Source organism: Halobacillus faecis, assembly GCF_007991335.1.
GTDB lineage: Bacteria > Bacillota > Bacilli > Bacillales > Halobacillaceae > Halobacillus > Halobacillus faecis.
In genome coordinates this window covers 282,486-309,273 of the sequence record NZ_BJYD01000017.1, presented here as the reverse complement: position 1 = coordinate 309,273, position 26,788 = coordinate 282,486, and the positions used below count along the sequence as shown (strand labels likewise).

Annotated in this window: 27 protein-coding genes; 17 read left to right on the top strand and 10 right to left on the bottom strand. The window is 43.7% G+C overall.

The features are described from left to right. The first annotated feature begins 144 nt into the window (after nucleotides 1–144). From HFA01_RS10170 to HFA01_RS10160, 3 genes are all read left to right on the top strand, one after another. A complete protein-coding gene (locus HFA01_RS10170; protein ID WP_146815838.1) occupies nucleotides 145–2,292 on the top strand; it encodes a type IA DNA topoisomerase in 2,148 nt (715 codons plus the stop codon). A gap of 173 nt (nucleotides 2,293–2,465) precedes the next feature. Next, a complete protein-coding gene (locus tag HFA01_RS10165) occupies nucleotides 2,466–3,245 on the top strand; it encodes a cupin domain-containing protein (protein WP_146815836.1) in 780 nt (259 codons plus the stop codon). Nucleotides 3,246–3,696: 451 nt separating this feature from the next. Next, a complete protein-coding gene (locus HFA01_RS10160) occupies nucleotides 3,697–4,278 on the top strand; it encodes a 2OG-Fe(II) oxygenase (RefSeq protein WP_146815872.1) in 582 nt (193 codons plus the stop codon). A 118-nt stretch (nucleotides 4,279–4,396) separates the two neighbouring features. Here HFA01_RS10160 and HFA01_RS10155 read toward each other — a convergent pair whose 3' ends face one another. Continuing rightward, nucleotides 4,397–4,519 carry a YfhE family protein gene (locus HFA01_RS10155; RefSeq protein ID WP_146815834.1) on the bottom strand — a complete coding sequence of 41 codons (123 nt, stop codon included), beginning with the start codon at nucleotides 4,517–4,519 and terminating at the stop codon, nucleotides 4,397–4,399. Nucleotides 4,520–4,699: 180 nt separating this feature from the next. Here HFA01_RS10155 and pfkA point away from each other — a divergent pair, with 180 nt between their 5' ends. The 3 genes from pfkA to HFA01_RS10140 all read left to right on the top strand — a co-directional run bounded on the left by pfkA (nucleotide 4,700) and on the right by HFA01_RS10140 (nucleotide 7,655). After that, nucleotides 4,700–5,662 (top strand): 6-phosphofructokinase, encoded by a 963-nt coding sequence (gene pfkA, locus HFA01_RS10150; protein ID WP_146815870.1) that lies wholly within the window; start codon nucleotides 4,700–4,702, stop codon nucleotides 5,660–5,662. 140 nt (nucleotides 5,663–5,802) lie between these two features. Beyond that, nucleotides 5,803–6,987, top strand: coding sequence for an alanyl-tRNA editing protein (locus HFA01_RS10145; RefSeq protein WP_146815832.1), 1,185 nt, complete (start codon nucleotides 5,803–5,805; stop codon nucleotides 6,985–6,987). Nucleotides 6,988–7,130: 143 nt separating this feature from the next. Beyond that, nucleotides 7,131–7,655 (top strand): YehS family protein, encoded by a 525-nt coding sequence (locus tag HFA01_RS10140; protein ID WP_146815829.1) that lies wholly within the window; start codon nucleotides 7,131–7,133, stop codon nucleotides 7,653–7,655. A 60-nt stretch (nucleotides 7,656–7,715) separates the two neighbouring features. On the opposite strand, the gene HFA01_RS10135 is transcribed toward HFA01_RS10140, so the two are convergent. After that, nucleotides 7,716–7,913, bottom strand: a complete 198-nt coding sequence (locus HFA01_RS10135) for a hypothetical protein (protein ID WP_146815827.1) — start codon at nucleotides 7,911–7,913, stop codon at nucleotides 7,716–7,718. A gap of 258 nt (nucleotides 7,914–8,171) precedes the next feature. Here HFA01_RS10135 and HFA01_RS10130 point away from each other — a divergent pair, with 258 nt between their 5' ends. Continuing rightward, a complete protein-coding gene (locus HFA01_RS10130; protein WP_146815825.1) occupies nucleotides 8,172–8,561 on the top strand; it encodes a YbaN family protein in 390 nt (129 codons plus the stop codon). A gap of 72 nt (nucleotides 8,562–8,633) precedes the next feature. On the opposite strand, the gene HFA01_RS10125 is transcribed toward HFA01_RS10130, so the two are convergent. Further along, entirely contained in the window at nucleotides 8,634–9,395 is a 762-nt protein-coding gene (locus HFA01_RS10125) for a sporulation protein (RefSeq protein ID WP_146815823.1), read from the bottom strand. Nucleotides 9,396–9,492: 97 nt separating this feature from the next. Continuing rightward, on the bottom strand, nucleotides 9,493–10,263 hold the full coding sequence (locus HFA01_RS10120; protein WP_146815821.1) for a general stress protein: 771 nt from the start codon (nucleotides 10,261–10,263) through the stop codon (nucleotides 9,493–9,495). 221 nt (nucleotides 10,264–10,484) lie between these two features. Here HFA01_RS10120 and HFA01_RS10115 point away from each other — a divergent pair, with 221 nt between their 5' ends. The 4 genes from HFA01_RS10115 (at nucleotide 10,485) to HFA01_RS10100 (ending at nucleotide 16,204) form a co-directional block, all read left to right on the top strand. Continuing rightward, the gene (locus HFA01_RS10115) at nucleotides 10,485–11,135 is read left to right on the top strand and encodes an SDR family oxidoreductase (protein ID WP_146815819.1); all 651 of its coding nucleotides are present in this window, start codon (nucleotides 10,485–10,487) and stop codon (nucleotides 11,133–11,135) included. A 244-nt stretch (nucleotides 11,136–11,379) separates the two neighbouring features. Next, entirely contained in the window at nucleotides 11,380–12,999 is a 1,620-nt protein-coding gene (locus tag HFA01_RS10110) for an FAD-dependent monooxygenase (RefSeq protein ID WP_146815817.1), read from the top strand. Nucleotides 13,000–13,561: 562 nt separating this feature from the next. Continuing rightward, on the top strand, nucleotides 13,562–15,472 hold the full coding sequence (locus tag HFA01_RS10105; RefSeq protein ID WP_146815815.1) for an LTA synthase family protein: 1,911 nt from the start codon (nucleotides 13,562–13,564) through the stop codon (nucleotides 15,470–15,472). A 336-nt stretch (nucleotides 15,473–15,808) separates the two neighbouring features. Then, on the top strand, nucleotides 15,809–16,204 hold the full coding sequence (locus HFA01_RS10100) for a VOC family protein (protein ID WP_146815813.1): 396 nt from the start codon (nucleotides 15,809–15,811) through the stop codon (nucleotides 16,202–16,204). Between the two features lie 57 nt (nucleotides 16,205–16,261). On the opposite strand, the gene HFA01_RS10095 is transcribed toward HFA01_RS10100, so the two are convergent. Then, the gene (locus HFA01_RS10095; protein ID WP_146815811.1) at nucleotides 16,262–16,720 is read right to left on the bottom strand and encodes a GNAT family N-acetyltransferase; all 459 of its coding nucleotides are present in this window, start codon (nucleotides 16,718–16,720) and stop codon (nucleotides 16,262–16,264) included. Between the two features lie 148 nt (nucleotides 16,721–16,868). Here HFA01_RS10095 and HFA01_RS10090 point away from each other — a divergent pair, with 148 nt between their 5' ends. Further along, on the top strand, nucleotides 16,869–17,219 hold the full coding sequence (locus HFA01_RS10090) for a YqfO family protein (RefSeq protein ID WP_146815809.1): 351 nt from the start codon (nucleotides 16,869–16,871) through the stop codon (nucleotides 17,217–17,219). A 284-nt stretch (nucleotides 17,220–17,503) separates the two neighbouring features. Here HFA01_RS10090 and HFA01_RS10085 read toward each other — a convergent pair whose 3' ends face one another. The 3 genes from HFA01_RS10085 to HFA01_RS10075 are packed head-to-tail and all read right to left on the bottom strand — an operon-like array spanning nucleotide 17,504 to nucleotide 20,087. Continuing rightward, nucleotides 17,504–18,448, bottom strand: a complete 945-nt coding sequence (locus HFA01_RS10085) for a metal ABC transporter substrate-binding protein (RefSeq protein ID WP_146815807.1) — start codon at nucleotides 18,446–18,448, stop codon at nucleotides 17,504–17,506. Nucleotides 18,449–18,485: 37 nt separating this feature from the next. Further along, entirely contained in the window at nucleotides 18,486–19,343 is an 858-nt protein-coding gene (locus tag HFA01_RS10080; RefSeq protein ID WP_146815805.1) for a metal ABC transporter permease, read from the bottom strand. A gap of 3 nt (nucleotides 19,344–19,346) precedes the next feature. Next, nucleotides 19,347–20,087: a metal ABC transporter ATP-binding protein gene (locus tag HFA01_RS10075; protein WP_146815803.1), complete on the bottom strand. Its 741-nt coding sequence runs from the start codon at nucleotides 20,085–20,087 to the stop codon at nucleotides 19,347–19,349. A 436-nt stretch (nucleotides 20,088–20,523) separates the two neighbouring features. Here HFA01_RS10075 and HFA01_RS10070 point away from each other — a divergent pair, with 436 nt between their 5' ends. Both HFA01_RS10070 and HFA01_RS10065 read left to right on the top strand, forming a co-directional pair. Then, complete coding sequence (locus HFA01_RS10070) at nucleotides 20,524–20,787, top strand: hypothetical protein (RefSeq protein WP_146815801.1); 264 nt, start codon at nucleotides 20,524–20,526, stop codon at nucleotides 20,785–20,787. Further along, nucleotides 20,788–21,078, top strand: coding sequence for a hypothetical protein (locus HFA01_RS10065; RefSeq protein WP_146815799.1), 291 nt, complete (start codon nucleotides 20,788–20,790; stop codon nucleotides 21,076–21,078). A 49-nt stretch (nucleotides 21,079–21,127) separates the two neighbouring features. Here the strand turns inward: HFA01_RS10065 and HFA01_RS10060 are convergent, their stop codons facing one another. Next, a complete protein-coding gene (locus tag HFA01_RS10060) occupies nucleotides 21,128–21,694 on the bottom strand; it encodes a TetR/AcrR family transcriptional regulator (RefSeq protein ID WP_146815797.1) in 567 nt (188 codons plus the stop codon). A 215-nt stretch (nucleotides 21,695–21,909) separates the two neighbouring features. Here HFA01_RS10060 and HFA01_RS10055 point away from each other — a divergent pair, with 215 nt between their 5' ends. The 3 genes from HFA01_RS10055 (at nucleotide 21,910) to HFA01_RS10045 (ending at nucleotide 26,524) form a co-directional block, all read left to right on the top strand. Further along, nucleotides 21,910–23,910: an efflux RND transporter permease subunit gene (locus HFA01_RS10055; protein WP_146815795.1), complete on the top strand. Its 2,001-nt coding sequence runs from the start codon at nucleotides 21,910–21,912 to the stop codon at nucleotides 23,908–23,910. A 2-nt stretch (nucleotides 23,911–23,912) separates the two neighbouring features. Further along, nucleotides 23,913–25,721 carry a methyl-accepting chemotaxis protein gene (locus tag HFA01_RS10050; protein ID WP_146815793.1) on the top strand — a complete coding sequence of 603 codons (1,809 nt, stop codon included), beginning with the start codon at nucleotides 23,913–23,915 and terminating at the stop codon, nucleotides 25,719–25,721. 416 nt (nucleotides 25,722–26,137) lie between these two features. Next, a complete protein-coding gene (locus tag HFA01_RS10045; RefSeq protein WP_146815792.1) occupies nucleotides 26,138–26,524 on the top strand; it encodes an ArsR/SmtB family transcription factor in 387 nt (128 codons plus the stop codon). Here HFA01_RS10045 and HFA01_RS19075 read toward each other — a convergent pair. Continuing rightward, the gene (locus tag HFA01_RS19075; RefSeq protein ID WP_246139310.1) at nucleotides 26,521–26,766 is read right to left on the bottom strand and encodes a hypothetical protein; all 246 of its coding nucleotides are present in this window, start codon (nucleotides 26,764–26,766) and stop codon (nucleotides 26,521–26,523) included. The genes HFA01_RS10045 and HFA01_RS19075 overlap by 4 nt on opposite strands. Between the last annotated feature and the right edge of the window lie 22 nt (nucleotides 26,767–26,788).

Here is a 26,788-nt window from a genome sequence, read left to right as displayed (position 1 = left end):
GGAAGCCGCAATCGCGCCAAACGGAGAGCAACTCGCCCCAAACGGCGGGCGCACCACACTAAAGAACAAAAGAACGGCTTCAATCCCTTGCTTTACGCTTCGTCCCATAGTACTCTTGGGGTTCAATGAAGGGAGTGGGAGACCATGACACGAGTGGTCATCTTAGCCGAAAAACCCTCTCAGGCAAAAGCATATGCAGAGGCTTTTACAATACAGGAAAAAACGAAAACGTATATTGTACTTAAACCGGATGATACGTTTCCAAACGGGGCGACGATTACGTGGGGCGTCGGGCATCTGGTGGAGTTGAAAGAACCGCATGACTATAAACCGGAGTGGAAACGATGGAAGCTGGATCAGCTGCCGATTGTTCCGGATCGCTTTCTTGAAAAAGTATCCAAAGGGAAGTGGGAGCAGTTTAAAGAGGTCAAGCGGCTGTTCCAACAAGCGGACGTGCTTGTGAATGCGGCCGATGTCGACCGGGAAGGCTCGAATATTTTTTACAGCATTCTCCGGTTAACAGGCGTGAAGGGAAAACCAATCCGCCGTTTGTGGATCAATTCTCTTGAGAAGGACGAAGTGCGTAAGGGATTTAACAATCTACGAAACAATGAAAAAGATTTGCGGATGTTTGATGAAGCGAAAGCCCGTCAAATCAGTGATTGGATGGTGGGGATCAATGCGAGTCGTCTGTTTACGCTGCACTTGCAGAAGAAAGGCTTCGGAAGCTACTTAACCATCGGGCGTGTGCAATCGCCGACCGTCTACTTGATTTACCAAAGGCATAAGGAGATTGAGAACTTTGTATCCGAGCCTTTCTACCAAATCGAGGGGCTTTTTCAATCGGATTCGGGTTCTTATAAGGGCTTAGCTGAAATCAAGGAAAAGGATAAAGCCAAGGTACAGGCGCTGATGGACAAGCATGGGCTGAAAGAAAAGGTAGACCACGAGGGAACGGTCGAGCGTGTAGATAAGAAGACCAAACACCAAAAATCACCGAAGTTGCATTCGTTGTCCACCTTGCAAAGTGTTGCGAACAGACGATGGAAGTACACACCATCGCAGGTGCTGAAGACGATGCAGAAACTTTATGAGAAAAAACTAGTCTCCTATCCGCGAACCGACTGTAATTACATCACGGAAAGTGAGTTCTCCTACCTGGTGAACAACTTGAAGGCCTACCAGGATACTTTGAACGTTTCTTTCAAGCCGCTTTCCTTGAAACCGAGGAAGCGATATGTCGACAGCAAGAAAGTTCAGGAGCACTATGCTATCATCCCGACGAAGACGGTCCCGACGGAGAAAAAGCTGAATGGACTGAGTCGGGAAGAACGCAATATCTATACCGAGGTCATGGCGACGACGCTTGCGATGTTCCACAGCGACTACGTTTATGAAGAGACGGCGATCTTTACACATGTACACGACCTGCCTTTCAAATCGACAGGACGGCGCGACGTGCATCAAGGTTGGAAAGAACTTTTTCCTAAGCCTTCAAAAGCGAAACAGGAAAAAGAGGCACTTCTTCCGAATGTCCAAAAAGGGGAAGAGGTAGGCGCACGCCTTCATATCAAAGAAAGTATGACGCAGCCGCCTAAACCGTACACGGAAGGCCAGCTGATCAACATGATGAAAACCTGTGGAAAGCTTATGGATGACGAGGAAGATGTAGAGATTTTGAAAGAAGTCGAAGGCCTCGGGACTGAAGCGACCCGCTCAAGCATCATTGAAACGATCAAGGCGCAAAAATACATTGAAGTGAAGAAGAATAACGTATATGTCACGGCTAAGGGAATTACACTTTGTGAAGCTATTGAAGGTACGCTGTTATCGAGCCCTTCTATGACAGCCAAATGGGAATCGTATTTGAAGAAGATCGGAAGCGGCGAAGGATCCAAACAAATGTTCATCAAACAGACGAGCCAGTTTATTGAAAAACTGATCCAAGAGACTCCTGATTCCATACAACAGGTTCAAATCCGGAATACGGGTGAAAAGAAAAAGTGGAACACACCCATTGCCAAATGCCCGGGCTGCCAGACGGGTTCCATTATGGACCGATACAAGTTTTACGCGTGTTCCGAATACAAAAAAGGGTGCAAGGTAAGTTTTCCGAAAAGGTTGGCAGGGAAGTCGCTGAGTGCAAATATGATTAAAACGCTTTGCGAGAAAAAACGTACGAAGATATTAAAAGGATTTAAGGGAAAGAAGACGTTCAGTACGGCTCTAACACTGGATGAAGAGTTCAAAATCAAATTCGATTTTAAAAAGAAAGCAGAAGAGAAAAGTTAGACATGTTATTCGGTGCCTGCCTCTCTATGTGTGAACCATTTCGCATAGAGAGGCAGGCCTTTTTCGTTGAGAACATTTAGTATGACCTCGCCTCCCTACAAAACCACACATCAAGGACACTCTTGGCTTTCCCTACATAGGATAAATCAACAAATGGGAAGGGATTTGAGAACATGTATGTTGGACCCTATACGCACCCATATTATGTGCAGCCAGTGTATGGTTACAGAAATTCTGCAGGATACTGGTCCGCACCTAACAAACAATATGGCTTTTATAACAGGGTGATGCTAAAAGATTATGGATCCAATCCACTCGTCATAAATATCAATGAAGCAACGAAGCAAAATCAAAACTATCGCACGGCTTTATGGACGGGATCAAATTTACAAGTAACCTTAATGAGTATTCCTCCAGGCGGAGATATTGGATTAGAAGTCCATCCAAATGTCGATCAGTTCCTGCGTATTGAACAGGGGCAGGGGGTTTCTCAAATGGGCGATAGTCAAAACAATTTATTTTATGAAAGAAATGTCTATGATGATGACGCCATCATAATCCCTGCTGGAACATGGCATAATGTAACCAATACAGGGAATACGCCACTTAAACTCTATTCAATCTATGCTCCTCCCAATCATCCATTTGGTACGGTTCATGCGACCAAAGCAGATGCCGTGGCTGCGGAAGAAGAAAACGGTCAAGAGAATGTACCCCCCCTTGTATATGGGAAGACTCCAGACGAATGGGTGAAGTACACGGAATACTTGGTGGATGAAGGGTTAGAAGATGTTAAAAGAGGGATCAATGCTACGCACATTCTTCAAGAATTCATCCTAATGGGATTGCTTGTAGGGAAGGGATATACTCCTGAAAAAGCATATGAAACAGTAGAAGAGTGGGAAAGGACAGGAAAGTCAAAACTTCTTCAACAAAGTAAAAAAATGCAGTAGTTGAAAGGAAGATCTAACAGGAAAAGCCTGCGCTTTCCTTAGTTCAAGCTGTAAGGTCCGGTGGTAAATGCGTCCTTTATTTTTAGGGTGCAGCAGTGGCTAGGGTAAACAAAAGAATCCTTTCTTTCACCCTCCAGTTCATATGAGGGAGGAGAATACACTATCTCTTTACAATGTGGAAGAGGTAGTGTTTTTTTAATAGAATCAACCATTCTTTGGGGGTCAGACGAATAAAAATAGTAATCTCTTTACCATTTGTGAACAATTTTGTAATTTTTATAAAAACTGAGGAATAAATCATAAAAAGGTGGTAAGATATTTCTCATATCCGATCTTCTTCAAGGATATACGTTTCTTTGAAAGCGTTTCATTAAAATAAGAAGAGGTTGATGAAAAGTTGACATTAACAGTGAAAGAAGCTTCCATTTTTGATCACAAGGGAAACAGGATTATGACCGAAGACCGTGAGATTGCGATCATTGCCAAAATGGAAGATCCTAAGATTGCTATATTGGGAAATGTCGTCAGTGACGCTGAATGTGATGAGCTTATCCGTCTTTCTCAAAATCGGATGAACCGTTCGAAAATCGGTTCCCGTCATGAGGTGAGTGATATTAGGACGAGCAGCAGCACATTCCTTCCGGAGGATGATATCACAACACGCATCGAAAAGCGGTTGGCGCACATCATGAATGTACCTGTTGAACATGGAGAAGGACTTCACATCTTGAATTATAAACAAGGGCAAGAATATAAAGCGCATTATGACTATTTCAAATCAAAGGTTCAGGCTAAGAACAACCCTAGAATCAGCACACTGGTTCTCTATTTGAATGATGTCGAAGAGGGTGGGGAAACGTACTTTCCTCATATGAATTTGTCTGTCTCCCCTCAAAAAGGCATGGGCGTCTATTTTGAATATTTTTATTCCGACCCTGAGATCAATGAGCGGACCCTGCATGGCGGATCGCCGGTTACAATCGGAGAAAAATGGGCAGCCACGATGTGGGTCAGGAGAAAACAGTATAGGTAAAGACAGCGCCGCAGCGAAATGGCGATTTATAACATAATGAAACACCCAGGATTGCTTTGAGGATCGCAATGCTGGGTGTTTTTCTTATGACAGAAAGGATAAGCCACTGTAAGAACTATTACTTCATTCTTGTGTTTTCTACGATTTTATTCGCTCTTTTAAATGCCTGCTGGAACTTTACTTCTTGTGCTTTGGTTAATGTACTTCTTTTTTCTTTGGAAATTTGGGCTTTCGATTTCATTGCTAATCCCTCCTTTGCCTGTCATTAGTTTCATTATGAACGGTTTGGGATAAGGTTATTCTATGGATGAATGCGCTCATCCTTACCGGAAATCTTTTGCCATGTCATGGTCGACTTGTGGCAGGGATTGGAAGGGTATAGAATATATAGTGTTGATCCGTAGGAAAGTGAGTGATGACGATGGATAGAATTGGTGTGTTAACGAGTGGAGCGGATGCTCCCGGAATGAACGCAGCCATACGATCAGTCGTAAGGTCAGGAGTCTATTACGGCGTTGAAATGGTTGGAATCAAGTATGGTTTTCAAGGCCTGTTGAATGAATCATTGGAGAAAATGGATGCATCATCTGTGGGCTCTATTATTCAACGTGGAGGGACGATCCTCCAATCCTATACATGTGATGAAATTTATACGGATGCAGGTCAGGAGAAAGCCATTGAAAACTTGCACAAACAAGGAATCGATTCCTTAGTTGTGATTGGCGGAAGAGAAGACTTAGCAGTCGCTGCTTCGTTACAAAAAAAGGACTTTCCTTGTGTCGGCATCCCGGCCACGATTGACAATGATATTCCGGGTGTGGCTGAAGCCATCGGCTTTGATACAGGGTTAAATACAATCATTGATTATATTGACCGCATTCGGGATACGGCGTCTTCTCACGAAAAATCCTCGATTATTGAAGTGATGGGAAGAGATACAGGAAACCTGGCCTTATGGTCCGGGCTTGCTGGCGGAGCAGAGAATATTTTAATCCCTGAGAAAAAAGAGGACATGAATACCATAATAGAACAGATTAAAAGCGGCCCTTCCAGGGACAAAAGATACAGTATCATCATCGTAGCTGAAGGTAGTGGTGTAAGTGGAATCGATCTCAACACCAGGTTGAAAGAAGAAGCCGGGATTGAATCTCGCGTCACTGTTTTAGGCCACACGCAGCGCGGGGGAGCCCCGACCGCGAGAGATCGGGTACTGGCCAGTCGGTTAGGTGCACATGCCATTGATCTTCTGCTGGCACAGGAATCTGGCAAGGTTGTCGGTCTGAAAAACAATAAACTTGTGAGCCATACATTCGAAGAGGTCACTTCTCAGATGTCCAAGATTGATGAGGGCATGTATGAGTTGTCAGGAAGGCTATCTATATAAATAAGAAGGTGTGCAAGCGTTGTAGACGCTTGCCCTTTCTTTTTCTGAAGGACGGGATGTTCAAAAAGGGAGAGTGGACCACTTCGACATTTTATAACGTGATACGATATCCATAAGGATTTATAGGAGGAGAACGCCAAATGACGAGAAAGCTGTACTATGAAAATGTTTATACGATGGAATTTGACTCAAAGGTGACCAAAGCAGGTGAAGATGAGCGTGGTTTGTATGTCGTCCTCGAAGAAACAGCGTTTTACCCAACAGGTGGAGGCCAGCCGCACGATGAAGGGACATTGAATGGTGTTGAGGTGTTCGATGTCGAAGAAGTGGACGACGAAGTACGTCATTACATAAAGGAAGAACTTATTGAAGAAGGAAAGGAGATACATGGGAAGGTTAATCAACAGCGACGCATGGACCACATGCAGCAGCATTGTGGTCAGCATATGATCTCCGCTGTTTTTGACGATCAGTTCGATATCCCAACCACGAGTTTTCATTTAGGTAAAGATACGGTGACCATTGATTTGGGCACAGAAAAGCTGTCTGATGAAATATTGGAAAAAGTGGAAGAACAGGTAAACCGAATGATCCGTTCCAACTACCCGGTTGAAACAAAATGGATGTCTGTTGCAGAGGCGGGAGAGTACCCACTCCGCAAACCACTCGCTGTTCAAGGAGACGTGCGCCTCGTCATTATTCCGGAGGTTGATTACAACGGCTGCGGTGGCACACATCCTCACTCAACTGGGGAAGTCATGGCTGCCAAATTTTTAGGATGGACAAAAAACAAAAAGCAGGTGCGCTTAGAATTCGTTTGCGGTAATCGGGTCTTGCAAAAGCTCGGGCAGAAGCATCAGGTGCTAACCGAAATGAAGCGGATCGTTCCGAAGCCGGAACAACAGCTTATCGGAGAAGTTGGAGAACTGATCAGGGCAAGCAAGGAGAAAGATAAAAAAATCGCTGAACTGGAGGAGCAACTCCTTCACTATGAAGCGAACGAGATCCTTTCAGCGTCCAAAGAACAGTCAGTAATCCAGCATGTTTTCAAGGACCGTTCAATCAAGACGCTCCAGTCTCTCGGGAAAGCAATCATAGAGGAAGCTCCTGAAGCGTATGTGATTCTTATCAGTGAACAGGAAGAACAACTGCAGTTCGTACTTGCTCGCGGAGATCACATCGAGCGGAATATGAACGATGTAGCAAAACAAGCGATGCCCCTTATTGAAGGGAAAGGTGGAGGTAAACCGAACTTTGTTCAAGGGGGAGGCAAGAGGCTGATGGATGGAAAATCTTTTGCTATTCAAATCGAAAGTCTATTATAATTTTTCGATAGAGAGCTTTTCTGAATCCGCTTATGTTTCACCATGTTCGGTTACACTAACTTGTAATGGAACATGTTATGATGGGAACTTGAACGATTTTTCTAATTTACTGTAGTGGAGATCTATAGTTTGGAGGTTTATATATGGATAATAATGATATACTAATTCGACTAAGGTACGCCCTTGATATTAAAGACCAAGATATGATTGAAATATTCAAGCTTGGCGGGGTGGAACTTACAAAAGAAGAAGTTCAAAAGGTCCTCACTAAGTCAGAGGATAGTTATGATGCGGAAGATGATGATGTTTACGAAGATGAAGACCACATCAAATGCACCAACAGCATGTTGGAGTCCTTTTTGAATGGATTCATTACGTTTAAGCGAGGACCGCAGCCGTCGAAGCCAGGACAGGGACAGACGAATAAGCCAGATCGATCCATCAAAAATTATTCCAGTGTCAATAATGTCATGCTGAAAAAGGTGAAAATTGCGTTGAAGCTGACAAATGAAGATGTGATTGAAATCTTGGATGCTGCGGATGTGAAAATCACTAAAGGGGAATTGAGCGGTTTATTGAGAAAAGAAGGTCACAAAAATTATAGGCAGTTCGGTGATCAATATGCCAGGAATTTCTTAAAAGGACTAACGATCAAATATAGAGGTTGAAAAAAGAGGTCAAACCATTCGCTGGTTCGACCTCTTTTTTTAGAATCAAAAATAGAAGGCTTAAAATGTGCGTACATAAACAGGATCGATGGTACTTGATAGCGGATACTTCACCCGGAATTTGCGGTTAATGGCATGAATCAATTCATGTTTTGCTTCTTCAGAGGTGATTTCACCTTCATGTATGTCTTCATGGTTCATCTTAACTTCAAAATCAATCTCGTGGTGCTTATAATGGATTTTTCCAGATACGACCATGGGGGCACCCTCCTTATGTAATGATCTCTTAAAGGAATGTTCCTAAATAGCTAGCAGTGACAAGCAAGCCAATGATCTATTCCCTGCGTGATCTGCCCTTAAACGTCACCTTTAAGTCATGAAAATGTAATGGGTTGAACAATGAACAGAATGTGGAGTAAGCTGAAAAGAAGGAAAGAGGCTTCCCTTTCTTGTTCTATCTTTAGTCAAGTGTTCATGGGAGATCAAAAAAGTAACAATGGGTTGAGGAGTTTATTTATGAAGCAGATGGTAAGAGTATTACTGATTGTAATCGGGAGTATATCATTGGTCCTGGGTGTGCTGGGAATCGTCCTTCCCCTCGTTCCAACCACTCCCTTTTTACTATTAACAGGAGCTTGTTACGTGCGGAGTTCCGATCGTTTGTATAACTGGCTCATGTCGAACAAGTGGTTCGGGTCTTATATTAAAAACTACAAAGCTGGCCGTGGGATTCCTGTCAGGGCAAAGGTATCACTGCTCATCATGATCTGGTTTTCTTTCCTGTTTTCAGCTTTTTATATCACATCACATCCATTGTTGAGAGCGGGTTTCATCTTTGGAGGTTTTTTCTTCACGGTCCTCATTCTTAGAACAAAAACGTATGATTCTGAAAATGAACCGTCTTAAATACAAGCTCTACATTTAACAATGGAACTAAAAATCGGATCTTCTCCGAAGAATGGAGAGGATCCGATTTCTTTACTTTTTATATTGGTCAATGGTTTGCTGCAACTTGCGGGCAACTGTCTCCAGCGAACCGTTCAGCTCCTGGTCGGTGAACGTTACCCTCGCACGGCTTTCGTCCATTTCCAAAGCTTCGGCAAATAATCCTCCGAGTCCACGTGCCCGGCGGTCGACTTCCAGCATGACATCGATACGGTCTTCATGTAGGAAGAAAATGGCTTCCAGTTCATCTAAATAGGAACGGTATTCTCCACCAGGAGCGAATTCGAATTCCTGTACATACCCGTAGCGCTTGGAGTATTCCATTTCGACTTTTCTTAAATGGAAACCTAAATGACTTTCTAAGGCCTGCAATACTTGATCGATGTATGGATGTGGGGCGATTTTAATCGGGTCGCGGTCTTCAGGGTCCAGAGCCATCGGAATGTCGAGGCCGGTTTCGAACCAGATCGGAAGTCTTCCGTGCGAAGCAGGGACATGATAAGGAAGTTGAATGGAGAAAGGGATCTCTTTCGTTTCGCCTTCCTTGATCATCTCCTGATCGGCAATCGGGTACTTTTGCAAAGTCACTTTTTCTTTCACTTTCTTATCATCCACTTCACGGATGGCCTCGGTCATGAGGAAAATATGGATGGAGTCGATGGATTGCTCGACGTCTCCTCCCTGGATGACCACCTTACCGTGGACGGTTTCACCTGGGATGAATTGGTCTTTTTCTAATTGTGTATCCACTTTGGCAGCGCCTACGCCGACACTTGCTAATAATTTTTTGAACATGCGGATCTCCTCCTTCACTTGATTATACGAACGATTAGGAGGAAAAGGTTCAAAAATTTTCATAAGAAAACTCTTTTATCGACGCTTCAAAAGCCAATCAGGTGTGCTTGGTGGAACGATGTCTTTCGGCCGTTCGAGAACGTGTTTCTTTTGAATGATTTGAGGTAGGTGTTGAATCCTTAGATGACTGGCCGGAATACGATTTCTCCTTCACTACATCTGTTTTACTTTCATGGTCATGTTCTCTTGAGACCGAATCATGACGAGTCGAGCGCTCATGCTCTCCCGAAACCGAATCATGAGGAGTGGAGTGGTCATGGTTTTGGTAATGGTTCGGGTACATGGATGAGTTTTCCGTTTTATTGGAAAGGAATGTGCGGTAGACTTTGTCCTGTAATTTTTCCGTCGCTTCCACGATGACAATGATTTTTCCATCCTTCAAATGGTTCTCGTATTGATGAGCATCCTTCTCAGACATACCTGCTCCGACAAGAGCCCCTACAATTCCACCGCCACCTGCACCAACGCCTGCTCCCGTAAGAGCGGCAGCAATGGGTCCTGCGGCAGCAATTTGTCCGATTCCAGGGATGGCAAGGAGACCTAATCCTGCAATGAGACCACCAATACCACCTAAGGCACCTCCAGACAGGGCCCCGAGCCCTGCACCTTTTCCTGCTTTCTTGCCTCGGCCGCTGTGATTAGTTGTGACCGTGGTATCCATTTCTTCCTCCAACACGTTCACCTTACTTTTGTCCCTTGCAAAGACAGAAATGTCGTTCGAGCCATATCCGTGATGCTGCAAATCCGTAATCGCTTTTTCTGCATGGCCGACTTTTGAAAAAACACCGCCTATGATTCTTTTATCCATGATAAGGTCCTCCTTTAATTTTCTGTTAGTACGTCCATACCCTTTCCGCTCAACTGTAGTCTTTATTAAGATAAAATAGTCTCTTAGTTGGGTTTCTAAAGAAGAGACCCTGTTTGTTACGTTCATTTTTGCTTAAGTCGGTTTTCTTTCTTTTGGTTGGGGTAACATTTAAGGTAGGAATAAACATCAATTCATGGAGAGGCACAGAAAGGATGAAGATGATGAAGGTACTCGTAGTAGGTGCAAATGGTCAAGTAGGCAAACATCTCGTTAAGTTCATTCAGGAAACGGATGGGATGGAAGCGAAAGCGATGATCCGCAAAGAAGAACAAGCTTCTTATTTCAAGGAACTCGGGGCGGAAACGGTCCTGGTAGATCTTGAAGATGATACAAATACAATAGCGGAAGCTTATAATGGTGTGGATGCTGTCGTATTCACGGCTGGGTCCGGACCGAACACTGGAGCTGATAAAACCGTTCTGATCGATTTGGACGGCGCAGTGAAAACGATAGAAGCTGCCAAACAAAAAGGTGTGGACCGCTACGTCATGATCAGTTCGTTTGATACGACCCGTGAAGCGATTCAAGGCGCACCTTCGTCATTCGCTCCCTATGTCGCAGCGAAACACTATGCAGATGATTGGCTGAGAAGAACGGATTTGGATTATACAATTATCCATCCTGGTATGCTAACCAATGATGAGGGAAGCGCGAACGTCGAAGCGGCTGAAACCGTCGAAAGAGGCGAGATCCCTCGCGAAGATGTAGCACGTGTGATTCTGGCTACGTTGGAGGAGGAGTCAACGATTGGCAAAGAGTTTCAGGTCGTGGGTGGAGAACAATCGGTGAAAGATGCGATCGACTCCTTGTAAATGAATAGATGAATTGAAAAGGCAGCTTGAAATCATTCAAGCTGCCTTTTTGTTGCGGGGTAATGTACGAGTGGGAGCTTCTTAAAAAGTGTTCAAAAGAAACTAACCCTAGTTCAGCGCAAGTTAAGCTTCTTAATGTGTCTATACATGGTTGAGTAGGAGGGAGAGGGGTAAAGTAAATGAGAATCTATTTTCTAGTCAATCCTTCTTTTTCCACACAGCTAGGCTGAAAGGGGTGTGAAAGATGACTTCTGTAATTGAAACAGACGTACTGATTATCGGAGCAGGACCGGCTGGGTTGATGGCTGCCAATGAATTGCAAAAACGGGGCATGAATTTTATCTGCCTGGAGCAGCGGGCTAGTCCGTCAGAGCTTTCGAAAGCTCTTGGTATCCAGGCGAGGACGCTGGAAATGTTTGAACTCCTGGGCGTTCATCAGGAATTTTTGAATAAGGGCTATCCGGGGCCTGGTTCCAAGTTGCATCTCGGAGGGGAGAATCCCTCTGTAGTAGAACTTTTTCATATCGATAGTCAATATCCATATCTACTTATTATTCCTCAGAGTGAGACCGAGAGTATATTGGAAGACCACCTTTCCTCATTAGGGGGGAGGGTCAACAGAGAACACGAAGTTGTGGAAGTGATGGAAACGGATGAGGGTGTGTATGTTACTGTAAAACAAAACGGGGAGCTTAAGAGGTATGTTGCCAAATACCTTCTTGCTTGTGACGGAGCTCATAGTAAAGTTCGTCAGGATTTGAATGTTCCTTTTGAAGGGGAGGATGAAGGGTACACGTTTTTCCTTGGGGACGTTGATGTTCCAGGTCTGAAGGAAATTTATATTAATATGCACCTGAATGACCGGGGAGCTGTCGCTTTCTTTCCATATAAAGACGGCAGTTACCGCGTCGTTGGAATGAATCGAGCCAAACAAGGGCTTCCTCACAAAGATGAATTGTCTTTAGAGGATTTGCAGGGGAATTTGAATACGGTATTGTCGGAGTCTTACCAAGTAGAGAACCCAAAATGGCTCTCCTATTTTGGGACCGCCCATCGGCAGGTGCCCAACTACAGGAAGGGAAATGTGTTCTTCGTTGGGGATGCGGCGCATATTCATAACCCGATTGGTGGGCAGGGGATGAATCTTGGTTTGCAGGATGCAGCGAACATCGTCTGGAAGATGGACCTCGTGCTTAAAGGTCTTGCGGATGATTCTTTCCTCGACAGCTACCATCACGAACGAGCGCCAATTGGATTGGATGTACTGAAAGAAACCTCCCGCATGCTTAAAATCATCGACCTTCAAGGTGCCCAAGGTAAAATACGGAACTGGGCGGGTAAAGCGGCCTTGACGCAGGACTGGGTTCAAAAGAAGATCGCTAATCACCTTTCCAATATCTATAACGAATATGAAGAGACCTCCAAAAACAAATCCTTACAAGGCTCTTCTCTTTCTAAGGAAGCCATACGAGCAGGCGAACGTGTTCCGGACCATCTATTATTCTTTGATGGTTCCAACGATAGAAGTGTGTATCCTTTGATCCGGAAGTATGGATACGTCTTCTTCATTTATATAGATGCACAAGATGAGTCATTCATTGATGAGGCCTATGCTTTTGCCGAAAAGGTCGACGAAAAATATGGAGGACTTATCAAGGTTTTCCTCGTTGCTAAAGGAGGAGCGGTGAGGACGGAAGGTGGCGAGCTTCCGATCATTTACGATGTGCACAGGCATTTGGGCAATAAGCTTGGAATGGACAAAGGGCATGCTCTTCTAATCCGTCCTGATGGTCATGTAGCTTTTCATGAGTCACCAGCACACCTTGAAAAAACACTGGAAACCGTCATACAATTCTTTAGTTAAGTTGTGAAAAAAACCGTCTGCACAGGCGGTTTTTTCATGTTTATAAAGGGAAAGGCGCGCTTAGAATTTTTTTACAGTTCAAATAATGAATGGTAGGAGTACGAGAATACATCGAGGAGTCTTTATACCTAATTGTGCACCTTCCAGTTTATATTTTCAGGAGGAGAGTCTGATGTCTTTGTCCTATATATTCCGTGAGATGCTCCGGCCGTTCTATTTGTTGGTGGGCACATTCCTGGTGATTATTTCTCTCATGTTCACTTTTGTTTCTAAATGGGTAAAACGCGTAATAAATAGATTTATAAAACTTATTAGGAAATCCTGCCGACCATTGATCATTGTTGGTGGGATTTTTTGTCTGCTTTTTAACTTCTATGTAACGGTTATGTCATGTCTTTAAATGAGTTTAACAGTTTTATGATAATGGTATATTTATATCGAACATGTGTTATGATGAGTTTCGTCGTCATTTACAATGATTTCAAGAAATGATAGTATACGAGACTTGATGATGGAAAAACTGATGAAAATAGATAAAGGTTAAATCAACGGAGGTTTGATCATGTTTTCAAAATTAAAAACGAAAATGAAAGACCCCGCGTTTAAGAAGAAAAGTATGATTTATGCTGCAGTGATAGCGATCTTCTGGGCGAAGATGTATTTCATTCAAGGCGGTATTTTCACCCTTGATATTGAAAACGCCAATGAGGCGGCTATTTTAGCTTTTAACCCATTGAGCAGTATCTTCCTCTTATTCGGAGTGGGGATTATGCTGGCAGGTCGAAGAGGGCTGCTTGCCACGTATATATTTGGTTCTCTTCTATTATATGTGAACGTTCTGTTCTACAGAGAGTACAGTGACTTCCTGACCATCCCGATGTTAGGTCAAGCCGCGAACTTGGCAGGCATGGGTGGGAGTATCACTAAAATTCTATCTGTGACAGACATTTTCTTATTTGTCGATGTATTGCTTGCTGCGTTCCTACTTTTCTATTTGAAACCAGAACGCTTTCAAAGTTTTATGCCGAAAAGGAAAGAAGGTCTGATTTTGGCTGTCATTGCGATTCCTTTGTTTCTTGTGAACTTAGGCTGGGCGACAACGGAGCGTACGCAACTGCTGGAGCGGGCATTTGACCGCAACATGCTTGTGAAGTATATCGGTGTGCTGAACTTCCACGCCTACGATATCGTCCTGCAAGGTCAGACAGAAGCGAAGAAGACGTTTGCAGATAGTAATGAATTGTCTCCTGTTTTGAACTATATTAATGAGCAAAAAACAGAGCCGAACAGTGAAATGACAGGTGTAGCCGAAGGGAAAAACGTCATTGCGTTGTCCCTTGAGAGTACGCAGACCTTTGTTGTGGATCATACGGTGAACGGGGAAGAATTGACTCCGTATTTCAACGACCTGAAAGAGGAAGGGGCTTATTTCAGCAACTTCTACCACCAGGTCAAACAGGGGCGTACCTCCGACTCTGAGTTCTTACTTGATAATTCATTGTATGGACTGAACCGTGGAGCAGCCTTCTTTACCCACTCAGGAAACGAATACCAAGCGACCCCTGAGGTGCTGGGTGAAAAAGGGTACTTTACCTCAACAATGCACGCCAATGATGAAACATTCTGGAACCGTAACGTCATGTATGATTCTCTCGGTTATGATGAATATTTCTCTAAGAAAGATTATGACGTAACCGAAGAGAAGTCCTATGGTTGGGGCTATCTGGATGAGTATTTCTTCAGTGACTCCTTGGATAAAATGGAACAGATGGAGCAGCCTTTCTACAACAAAATGATTACGCTGACGAACCACCATCCGTTCACATTGCCAGAAGATAAGAAGTTGATCGAAGAAGGAAATACGTCCAGTGAAACTCTGAACCGTTATTTCCAGACGATTCGTTATCAGGACGAAGCTTTGAAACAGTTCGTCGAAGAGTTCAAGAAATCCGAGCTTTATGATGATACGATTCTTGTAATCTATGGGGATCACTTCGGTATTTCCGAAAACCATAAGCAAGCGATGGGGGAGTATCTTGATAAAGACATCAATGATTACGAGCAGTTCCAATTGCAGCGTGTGCCGCTTCTTATCCTAGGAGAAGGCATCAACCCGCAGGAAAACGACACCGTTGGTGGTCAAGTCGATCTACGCCCGACACTTATGAATCTTTTAGGCGTGGATGATAAAAACCCAGTTCAATTCGGACAGGACCTCTTCAGTGAAGATCGTCGCGAAATGATGATCACACGAGATGGGAACTTCGCAAACGAAAAGTATGTCGGTGTGAATGGGAACTGTTATGAGAGAGAATCAGGAGATCCGGTAGAAGGAGAGGCTTGCGCGCCTGGCTTCAAGCAGGCAGAAGAAGAGCTAGCCTTATCTGATTCCGTCGTGTACGGAGATTTACTTCGTTACCTTGATGAAATAGAAATGATTGAAGAAAAAGATTCTTCAAGCGATAAGAAATAGTGAACCAGCTTGCAGAGAAACCACTCGTTTCTCTGCAAGTTTTTTTATTCTGAACAACTATTCTTCTTACAGATAAGCTCCTTTTACTTAAAGACTTAGTTTTCGGGATTTTGTTGAGTGGATGGGGCTTAGGGAAGGACTCGCTTCCCCACCATCCCTAAGCCAAACGGGGGAACGAACCTCGAAAATGTCTAGGAACTGAGCATTCAAGAATTCTGCCATATATTTTAAAAGTGGTCGTAGAAAAACAAGAAGGAGTGGATGGTCGTTAGGCGAATATGTAAGCATAAAGGTTCTTAAGTGTTGAACAAAATCTAAGAAAAGCAGGTGGAAATGATGGGGAGAGTTGTGCATTTTGAAGTTCATGTGGATGACATGGAACGAGCAAAGAATTTTTACGGAAAGGTCTTTGATTGGAGATTCGAAGACTGGAGTGAGTACGCAGGAATGCCTTATTTCGGAGTGGTGACAGGGGCAGAGGATCAGCTTGGAATCAACGGTGCTTTAATGCAACGAAAAAGTGCACCGCCAGAATTGAATCAGGCGTTGAATGCCTATGCTTGTACAGTGGGAGTAGAAGACTACGATGCGATTGAAGCTAAGATCCTTGATCATGGGGGCAAGGTCGCTTTGCCTAAATACGCACTTCCTGGTATGGCTTGGCAGGGGTACTACCTGGATACGGAAGGAAACATTTTTGGGGTGCATCAACCGGATGAAAATGCAAAATAGTGAGGAAAGAACCCTTTAGAAAGGGTTCTTTTTATGTGAGGTTAAAAAGATTTCCAGTTAGATGTCTTTTTCCATCTTTACGTTTGTCGTTTTATAGGACAGGTTCTCATACAATTTTCTTGCCACCGTGTTATGGCCAAAGACATGAAGGCCAATCTTCTGCACCCCGATTTTCCTGGCTTCCTCTTCTGCCAGTCTCATCGCTTTCTTGCCATGTCCTTGACCTTGATGGTCATCTGAAACTCGGATGTCATAGATGAAGGCTTTCTCTGTGGATTGTTTACAAATCCACAAGGACCCTACATTTTCGCGCTCTTCATTAAGGATGGTATAAAGAAAATGATTGGCAGTATGTCTTCCATCAGGAAGCAATTCGGCATGGGTTGTTTTCGCTTTTTCAAGCGCTTCTTCCTCTGTCCAATTTCCCGCAGCCACTTTTTCCTTTGCATAGGCAACAATGGAAAAATCATTGTATTGCACAAATTCTTCTTTGGTCATTCTGCGTAAAGTCGTCATTCGATGAGCTCCTTTTTTTAGTAATACTTTTTCATACGGTTAAGAATAGGAAAGGTTGCACCTCTATTCAAGCTTCTTTAAGGACAGGGTAAGTTCTTCACCATGGAAGATACTATACATGAAATCATTATTCAGGAAGGTGTGTCAGATGGAATTAGTGGATATCTATCGCATTAAAACGTTTGTAATTCCAGAATATGTGGATGCAGTGGTCCAGGGAGTACTGAGCATTGATGATTTGAGAGTAGGAAATTACAAGAACGTGATGTGGCAGTCGAGAGATGGAATGGAGCAGTTTGTACCAGGGGAAGAATCCGTTCCTGCAGAGGGGGAGGCAGGAGAAAAAACGACCCTCACTTCGCTTCGGATCGAATTTTCTATTCCAAAGGATGAAGCCCTATTAAGAAGGGTGATTGAGGACGGGATTTATCCAAATCACCCGTGGGATGAACCCGTCATTCAAGTTTCGGAGGAAAGAGAAGCAAGAAAGCAGCAATAGCAGGAGAGCCTCTGTATGTTTACAAATGTGGAGGCTTTTTTCATTAGAAAGAGATTGCATGATTTGAATTTTCACGACGATGGATCGTACAAAAGTAAACAAACAGAGCTCCGAAAATTAAGGTGCTTTTCGTAATGAGGGTTGCTTTTTTCGTTTGAGGATTTGGAAAAGCCATGTTTGTAGAAGGAGGATAATACCGATTTGAAACCATCTGCGCGCGGGAAGACCCCAGATGAAAACATAAAAAAACTGCCAACATGATGTCATGCAGGCAGCTTTTTGAATTATTTACTCAATCCTTCTTTAATTGTATTGATATTGGACTCCATCATGGAAATGTACGTATCGCCTTCTTCGCCTGGTTCAGCTAAAGAATCTGTGAAAACGTCGCCCATGATTGGAACACCAGTTTCTTCAGATACGGCTTCCATACTGCGCGCATCGATACTCGTCTCAAGGAACAATCCTGTGATTTGTTTTTCATTGATGATATCTACAATTCTTGTGATTTGTTCGGGGGTCCCTTGATTTTCCTGGTTAATCTCCCAAATGTATTCGGCTTGGAATCCATAAGCGTCACTGAAGTATTTGAACGCTCCTTCACTTGTCACAAGTACACGTTCTTCTTCAGGGATTTGATTGAATTGTTCAACGGCCTTATCGTGTAATGCTTGTAGTTTGGCGATGTATTCCTCAGCATTCTCTTCATAGACTTCTTTGTTTTCAGGATCGACTTTGATGAGTCCATCTCTTGCATTTTCGGCATATTTGATTCCATTTTGTACATCCAGCCATGCGTGAGGATCTTCTTCTCCTTCATTTCCTTCTGATGTTAAGTACATAGCTTCTACATCATCGCTCATGAGGAAAACGGGTGCATCTTCGCCGTCTTTTCCTGCGGTTTCCATCAATTTGTCGAACCAGGCGTTTCCTGCTTCAAGGTTTAAGCCGTTATAGAATACAGCATCTGCATCCGTAGTTTTTTTCACGTCTTCCGGCAGCGGGTCATACTCGTGAGGATTGGATCCAATAGGTGCTAAGCTGTGAATGTCGACTAGATCACCGCCAACGTTTTTTACAATGTCATATACGATGGAGTACGTCGTTACGACTTGGACTTTTCCATCCTCTTGTTCCGTGTTTCCGTTCGCTTCCTCGCCACCGCAGGCCGCAAGAAGAAGCAGGCTGAATAGGGTAGCTGCTAACAATAAAAACTTTTTCTTAATCATGATAATTCCTCCTCTTTTTTATCTAAATGAATGTTTATTAAACAAGTGACGCTTTTTTCTTTCTGACTTTCAACATCTTCCATAACCATCCGTGTTTAGGTGAGAACAGGAAGGTAAGAATGAAGATTGCTGTTGCTGCCATAACAATCGTCGCTCCTGAAGCCAGGTTATAGGTGAAACTGAAATAAAGGCCGATGACAGAAGATAGAATCCCTATCCCTGAGGCAAGAAAAATCATCACCCATAAACGATCCGTCAAAAGGTAGGCAGCGGCGGCCGGGGTAATTAACATCGCAACAACTAAAACAATTCCTACGGTTTGCAAAGAAGCGACTGTCCCCATTGTAAGAAGGGTCATCAGGAAATAATGAATGAGTCGTACGGGCAGTCCGTAAGCAGCTCCCATCGTTTCATCGAAGGAGGTGACCAGGAGTTCTTTATAAAAAAGGTACACCGCTGCCAGGATGACAACACCGATCCCGAGTGTGATCCACATATCAGAGGCTCTGACGGCGAGAACATTACCGAACAGTATGTGGTAGAGGTCCGTGCTGCTTTTCAACATGGTAATGATGATAATTCCTGCTGCGAAGGCCGCTGTGAACATAATACCGATGGATGTATCGTGTTTGATTCTGCTGTTCTGGGTGACGAAACCGATGGCAATCGCTGTGATGACACCACTAAAAACGGCGCCAAAAAAGAAATTGATCCCGAACATATAAGAAATAGCCACTCCAGGTAAGACGGCATGAGAGATGGCGTCCCCCATGAGGGCCATTCCTCTTAGAATGATGAAACAGCCGACCACTCCACAAATGATTCCGACCATGATCGACGTCAACAGCGCTTTTTGTAAAAATCCGTATTGCATTACCGCTTCTATAAAAGCCATGACTTACACTCCTATCTCTTTCATGAAAGCAAACTGTCCTTGGTAGGCTTTTTCGATGATTTCTGTTTGGAAGACCTCCTGGACGGAGCCGAAGCCGATCAATTCTTTGTTTAAAAGAATGAGTTGGTTGAAATAATCGTTGGCTTTACTCAAATCATGATGGACGACAATGACCGTCTTTCCCTGCGAGCACAGTTCTTTTAAAATGCGGACAATCGTTTCTTCACTCGTTACATCCACACCGACAAACGGCTCATCAAGGAAAAACAACTCGGCTTTTTGGGCAAGGGCCCTGGCTAAGAAGACACGTTGCTGTTGACCACCGGATAATTCCCCGATTTGTCTTTTGCTAAATTCTTCCATCCCAACTCTTCGTAGACATTCCATGGCCCATTCTTTATCTTTCTTTTTTGGCCGCTTGAATAATTTCAAATTCGGATAAGTGCCGATCAGTACCGCATCAAGGACGGTGATTGGGAAATCCCAGTCGATATCATTCCGTTGAGGGACATAAGCGATTTTTTTCCTCACTTCTTTCACCGTTTTTCCAAGAATTCTAATTTCCCCTTTATCCCGTGGAATCAAGTTCAGCATGGCTTTTAAAAAAGTGGATTTCCCAGCGCCATTTGGACCGATAATCCCAACGAGATTTCCTGGATTCACGGTTAAACTGACTTCTTTCACCGCTTCATTGCCATAGTACGAAACGTGCAGATTTTTGATGGATAGAGCAGCATGCGTCATCTTTTCTCCTCCTTTATGATGAATCTCCCCATTACCTATAAGGTTTAGATATACTCATGGTTTTGTCGTATTATCACAAAAATTTGTTCCGTTCATTTAATTTTCCTCAGTGCAACTTTTTGGGTAAAAAAATAGTCCTTTTACTATATGGGGGAACCCAAGAAAAGTTGACAATAATTGAAGATCACTTAAAAAGTTTCCTTAGTGCAAAATATATAGGTGAAACCAATAAAAGTCAACCATTATTAAAGAAACGTTTTTAAAGTCTTGGCTTCGTGACTTAGGTGAGTGGTGAAAGAAGAAGTTCAGAATCATTTCCACCCATTCCCTGTAACCTTTCATTTCTTGCTTTCCTTCATAATGTTAATGTAGTTTTGATTCATAAAAAGCTAAGTTCAGAAGAAAAGATAGATAGAGAGAATGAGAGGAGAGTATCATGACTCAAGAGAAGTTCTGGAACATCGCAGGCCCCATTATATTAATGGTTTCAGGTTGGTTTATGCTTTATGCAGCTTATAAATATGACGAGGAACAACACGAAAAAATGGATTGGGAAAACCAAGAATGGGCAGGGGTTTTATCTCAATGGATCCTTCCTGCAGCACCGTGGTGGGTATTGAGAGTGGTTTTTACAGCAATCGGAGTTGCTTTGGTATCTATAGCTATTTATCACTGGATGAGTATTTTACCGGAGGGATGAATGGTATTGGATGTGTGGATTTTTATCAGTGCAACAATTGTCTTGATTATCCTTTCTATAGCTGTTTCAAAAAGATATGAGAAGAAGGGCTTTACGAATAGAGCGATTCTCTACCCAGCCACTGTTCAGGGGGCGGGTTTTGGAATCACCATTGGAATAATGGAAGGTGGGACTTTTTTGGAAACCTTCGTTGTGAGTTTATTTCTTATCCTGTTTTCGGCTTCTCCATTTATCTATATAAAAAGATCTGCTAAAACATTAAAGTCCAATAGTGGGAAGGGGCACTCATGAAATCTTTGAAACACATCCATGAATGCCCTGCTATCCCACTATGAGGACATCATTCAAGATAAGAGAACCCATAATTAATAAAGTGATTGATCATGACCGCCATTTCTCTCGGTGACTGATCCATATCTTTTTCAATCCAATCTTTGATGACATGAATCGCGCCACTGATGACAAAGGAACTTAAATACTCCGACTCATGCTTATTTGCTACATGCTCGTCCATCCAATTGTTCCTCATGAACCCTCGGGTCAGGTCCATCAGTCGTTTTTCAAAAGTCGGAGCCGTTGCTTTGTTGAGCAAGGTCCGGAACATGAGTTTGTTTTCAATGATGTATTCCAATATCTTTTCGGTCATCTGAATGGATTCTTCTTCATGTTCGTAGTTATAGCTGTGCAGGTAGCGGTTCATATCTTCTGTAATTTCTTCTTCAATCTTGCTGAGTAGGTCGTAATGGTCCGAGTAATGGGTGTAAAAGGTCGAACGGTTGATATCAGCAAGTGCGCATAATTCTTTTACAGTAATGTCCGAAATCTGCTTTTCCGCAAGCAGGCTGATTAAACTTTCCTTTAGTACTTTTCGTGTATATTTTTTTCTACGGTCGAGTTTCTCGCTCATAGCTCTGGCCCCTTTTTGTTACATTTCTGTGACAATCCAACACAAAATAAAGTTGTGTTGGGAAACTGACGATACTTAAGGAACTGTTTGTTGAATATCCAACACGGTGTTAATAAAATGATAGAATGTATGAATGTCATTTGCAAGAGAGGTGAGGCCTTATTGGCTGGGCATCAAGAATAATTAAGCATAAGAAAAGCATTGTCATCATTTTTATGATTTTAACCATTCTCAGTACAGTGGCTCAGTTCGGGGTATCGGTCAATTACAACATGGTCGATTATCTGCCGGAAAACTCTCCGTCTATGGAAGCGATGGAGTTGATGGAGGAAGAGTTTGATGAGCCGGTGGAAAATACCCGGGTCATGATCCAGGACATATCTGTCACCGAAGCCTTGAGTTATAAAGAAGACCTCGATTCAATCGAGGGTGTCACCAATGTGATGTGGCTCGATGATGTCATCGATTTGAAAGTCCCGCTGGAAATGGCGGACCCGGATACAGTCGAAACGTATTATCAGGAACGTTCGGCCCTTTTTTCTGTGACGATTCAAGAAGGCTTTGAAGCGGAAGCGACCGATGCCATTTACGATTTGATTGGTGAAGAAAACGCGGTCGCAGGTGAAGCGGTCAATACGGCGGTTTCCCAGAAGATGGCGGGCAGTGAGTCGATGTATGCGGCAGCTTTACTTGTTCCGATCATTATCCTCATTTTGATTTTGTCTACGACTTCATGGATGGAGCCGGTCTTCTTTCTAACGGCGATTGGAGTTTCTGTCCTAATCAATTTGGGGACGAATATTTTTATTGGAGAAGTGTCGTTTGTAACGCAATCCGTCGCACCGATCCTACAGCTCGCGGTATCGCTAGACTATGCGATCTTCCTCCTGCACAGCTTTTCGGATTATCGAAAAGAAGTGTCCGATCCGAAAGAAGCGATGCTGCTTGCGATGAAACGGTCGTTCCCGGCGATCATTGCCAGTGCATCGACGACTTTCTTCGGATTTACGGCTCTCACGTTCATGGACTTCGGCATCGGGGCAGACTTAGGTCTCAACCTGCTGAAAGGGATTCTGCTGAGCTTTCTCAGCGTAATGATTTTCCTTCCAGCGCTTACGCTGATGTTCTATCACTGGATTGACCGTACCGAGCACCGGCCGTTCGTACCTGATTTTAAAGGAATTGGCAAACGTGTTATGAAATTCCGTATTCCGAGTTTGATTTTTGTCCTTTTGATTATCGTTCCTGCCTTTTTGGCACAAAGCGAAACCTCATTCATTTATGGAACGGGTGAACACCCTGAAAATACCCGAGCAGGCCAGGATGCAAGAGCGATTCAGGAGGAGTTCGGAAAGAATATGCCGATGGTTTTGCTCGTACCTGAAGGGGATCGGGTCAAGGAGGAAGAGCTTGTACGGGAGTTGGAAAACCTTCCACTTGTTTCAAGTGTCATCTCTTACGTCAACATGGTCAGTCCTGCCATCCCTCCCGCGTATTTGGAAGACTCAATCACGGAGTCGTTTTATTCAGAGAACTATGCACGAATCACTCTGTACACCGAAACGGATGCCGAGGGGGAAAAAGCTTTTTCTCTCATAGAGAAAATCAAGGAGACCACCGGGAACTATTATGATGAAACGCATATGCTCGGTGAGAGTGTCACTTTGTATGATATGAAAAATATCGTCCAGGACGACAACCGGCTTGTTAATATTCTGACGGTCGTGACCGTAGCGCTAGTACTGCTGCTTACGTTCCGTTCGATTTCAATCCCTGTCGTTCTGCTTGTGACGATCCAGGCTTCCGTATGGATCAACTTATCCTTCCCATACTTTATGGATACGTCTCTTGTTTACGTGGGTTATCTTTTAATCAGTACCATCCAGCTCGCAGCTACGGTGGACTACGCGATTTTATTTACGGAAAACTATAATCATTTGCGAAAAGAAATGCCTGCATTAAAAGCCATTAAGAAAACGATCGATGACAAGATTTTCGCGATTTTCGTATCAGCAGCCATATTGTCGAGTGTCGGATTCATTTTATGGATCACATCCTCCAATCCGATCGTATCTTCCATCGGACTGCTGTTAGGACGAGGAGCATTGCTTGCCTTCCTAATGGTCGTGTTCGTGCTTCCGGCCCTGCTCGTCATCTTTGACCGTGTGATAAAAAGAACCACTTGGAAAGCTAACTTTTATAAGGGGGAGAAGTGAGGATGAGATTCAAACGTGCGACAGCGATGTTCACAGCATTTCTTCTCATCCTGCCGACCGTTCCTGTGTCGGCAGAAGACAACGGAACAACAGAGCCGGAAGGGAAAGGCTCCTACTCGAAAAAGCATGAAGTGGTGTACACCACGCTCGATGCTTCCGGTGATCAAGAAGAAATGTATGTCGTCAACAATTTTACAATTGAAGAGCCTGGGAAAATCGTAGATTATGGCCCTTACACAAGTGTTCAGAACTTGACGGATGTTACAGAAATACAGCAGCAGAATGAAAAAGTCGAATTGAATGCTAAAGAAGAAGAGTATTACTATCAAGGAAATTTAGAAGGCAAACCACTGCCATGGGATATTGATGTTTCCTATCAATTGGATGGAGAAGTCATGAATCCTGAAGAGCTGGTCGGAAAAGACGGCAAGCTCAAAGTGAGTATTGATACAACGAAAAATGAAAAGGCGGATGAGAGCTTTTTCAACAACTACTTGATGCAGATCACGATGAAGCTTGATTCCATGGTTTATGAAAATATTCAAGCTCCTGAAGGAACGGTTGCGAACGCAGGGAAAGACCGGCAAGTGACCTTCACCGTCATGCCTGAAAAAGAAGGAAGTTTCACTCTGACCGCGGATGTTACCGATTTGGAGATGGAAAGCATTGAATTTGCAGCGATTCCATCCTCCATGTCCATTGACGCTCCGGACATTGGTGGGATGAAGAACGACATGGGCTCCTTATCGAATGCCACGGCTGAAATCAACCAGGGTGTCGGGGAACTCAGAAATGGGATTGCTGAACTGAATGATGGCGCAGCAAGTCTCTATGACGGATCAAAACAATTCAACAGCGGCATCCAAGGGGTGAGCAATGGTTCATCAGAGCTTGTGGAAGGCTCAGCTTCCATCCAAAATGCGTTGCAACAGATGAACGAGGCTGTCGCTTCTGAATCTGGTGAAGTGAACGTGAGTGGTTTTGCCAAAATGGAAGAGGGCTTGCGTCAGCTTTCTACAGGATTGAATGAGGTTGAAAAAGGTTTGACGAATCTGAAGGATCAGTACAGCCAAGCCCATCAGGCGCTGAGTCAGTCCATTGAAGCCATTCCCGGGTATCAGATTTCAGAACAGGAAATCCAGGCCTTGCGTGAAAGTGGGGCGGACCAGGAAGTCGTCAATAAGCTGGTAGAAACATACCAGGCTGCACAAACCGCAAAAGGAACGTACGCTAATGTAAAAGAAGCGTATCAAGCCGTCGGCCCAGCCTTGGAACAGAGTGCAGGTTCATTGAATGAAATGACTACAAACCTGAATACGATGGCTGACCAAATCGGTACCAGTATGGAAAGTATGGATATCGGTGACTCTGTCCAACAATTGCAGGAAGGATTACAGTCACTTTTATCAAAATATGGTGAATTCCACGAGGGACTCAAGGATTATACAGGTGGAGTTGATCAGTTGGCAGGTTCTTATGCAGACATCCACAGTGGCATGGGAAGTCTGACAAACGGAACCGCCGAGCTCGAAAATGGAGCTGCAGAACTCCACGAAGGTACATCCGAATTAGCGTCCAACACGAGCAATTTACCTGGTGAGATGGACTCGGAAATTGAAAAAATGGTCGAAGAATACGATAAATCCGATTTTGAACCAACATCCTTCGTATCGGAAAAGAATGAAAAGGTTGGATCCGTACAGTTCCTCATAAAAACAGAAAGCATCAAAAAGGATGAAGAACAAGAAGAGGCTCCCGAAAAAGAAGAAGAAAAGAGTTTCTGGGATCGCTTGTTGGATTTGTTCAGATGAAGAAAAGTCTTCTCTCAATTTTAGTTGAGGGAAGGCTTTTTATTTTTGTATGAAAGAGGGAGGCTCGCGGCTAAGAGTATGCGAATTGTGCCAAAGAAGGTGTGAGTCGCGCCAAAGGGGGTGCGAATCGCGCCAAAGGGGATGTGAGTCGCGCTAAAGAGTGTGCAGATCGCGCCAAAGGGGGTGCGAGTCGCGCCAAAGGGGGTGTGAGTCGCGCCAAAGAGTATGCGAGTAGCGCTAAAGAGTGTGCGAATCGCACAAAAATAACGCGCTGACGATAAAAGGATAGAGATCTTGGTCAGTGCCTCATGGTACATCGGGTCATTTTTATATTCAAATGATTATTTGATTAATATCATTGACGAGTTTGAAAGAAAGGGCATACACTATATTTAAACATTAAAACGATTATTTGAATGAAGGTGAATATATTGAGTGAAAATGTTGTGAAGAAAACGCCCAAAGATACGTGCTACACTTTTTGTTATGACGAAGAACTTGTCCAAAGAGTCCAGCCAAAGGTGGAGGAAGTTCTTGGTGTGGAGTTAATTTTTAAAGCCCTGTCCGATGCCACGCGTTTGAAAATTGCCTACGCACTGACACTTGAAAATGAGCTCTGTGTGTGTGACGTAGCAAACATCATTGGTTCAACCACAGCCACCGCTTCGCATCATCTCCGCTTGCTGCGCAATATGAAATTAGCCAAATACCGTAAAGAAGGGAAACTTGTTTTCTATTCTTTAGCTGATGAACATGTACACCAACTGGTTTCTATTGCGATTCAACATTCGAAAGAAGTTTAGAGAGAAACAGAGGTGAGAGGAATGAATGAGGAGAATAAATCGAGCTGTTGTTCAAGTAGGGAAAAGGTTTTGAAAGATGAAACGGTGTCCTGTTGCTCAAGTGCTAGAGAAGAACAGGAGCCGGAAGTCACTTGTTGTTCAAGTTCCAGCTCTAAGGATGAAGACAAAGTGGAAACATCTTGTTGCTCCACTGCTACGGAAGAAGCGAAGGCAACCTCCACGTGTTGTTCTAGTGATACCAAGGGTGGTGAAGCCTCCCAGGGC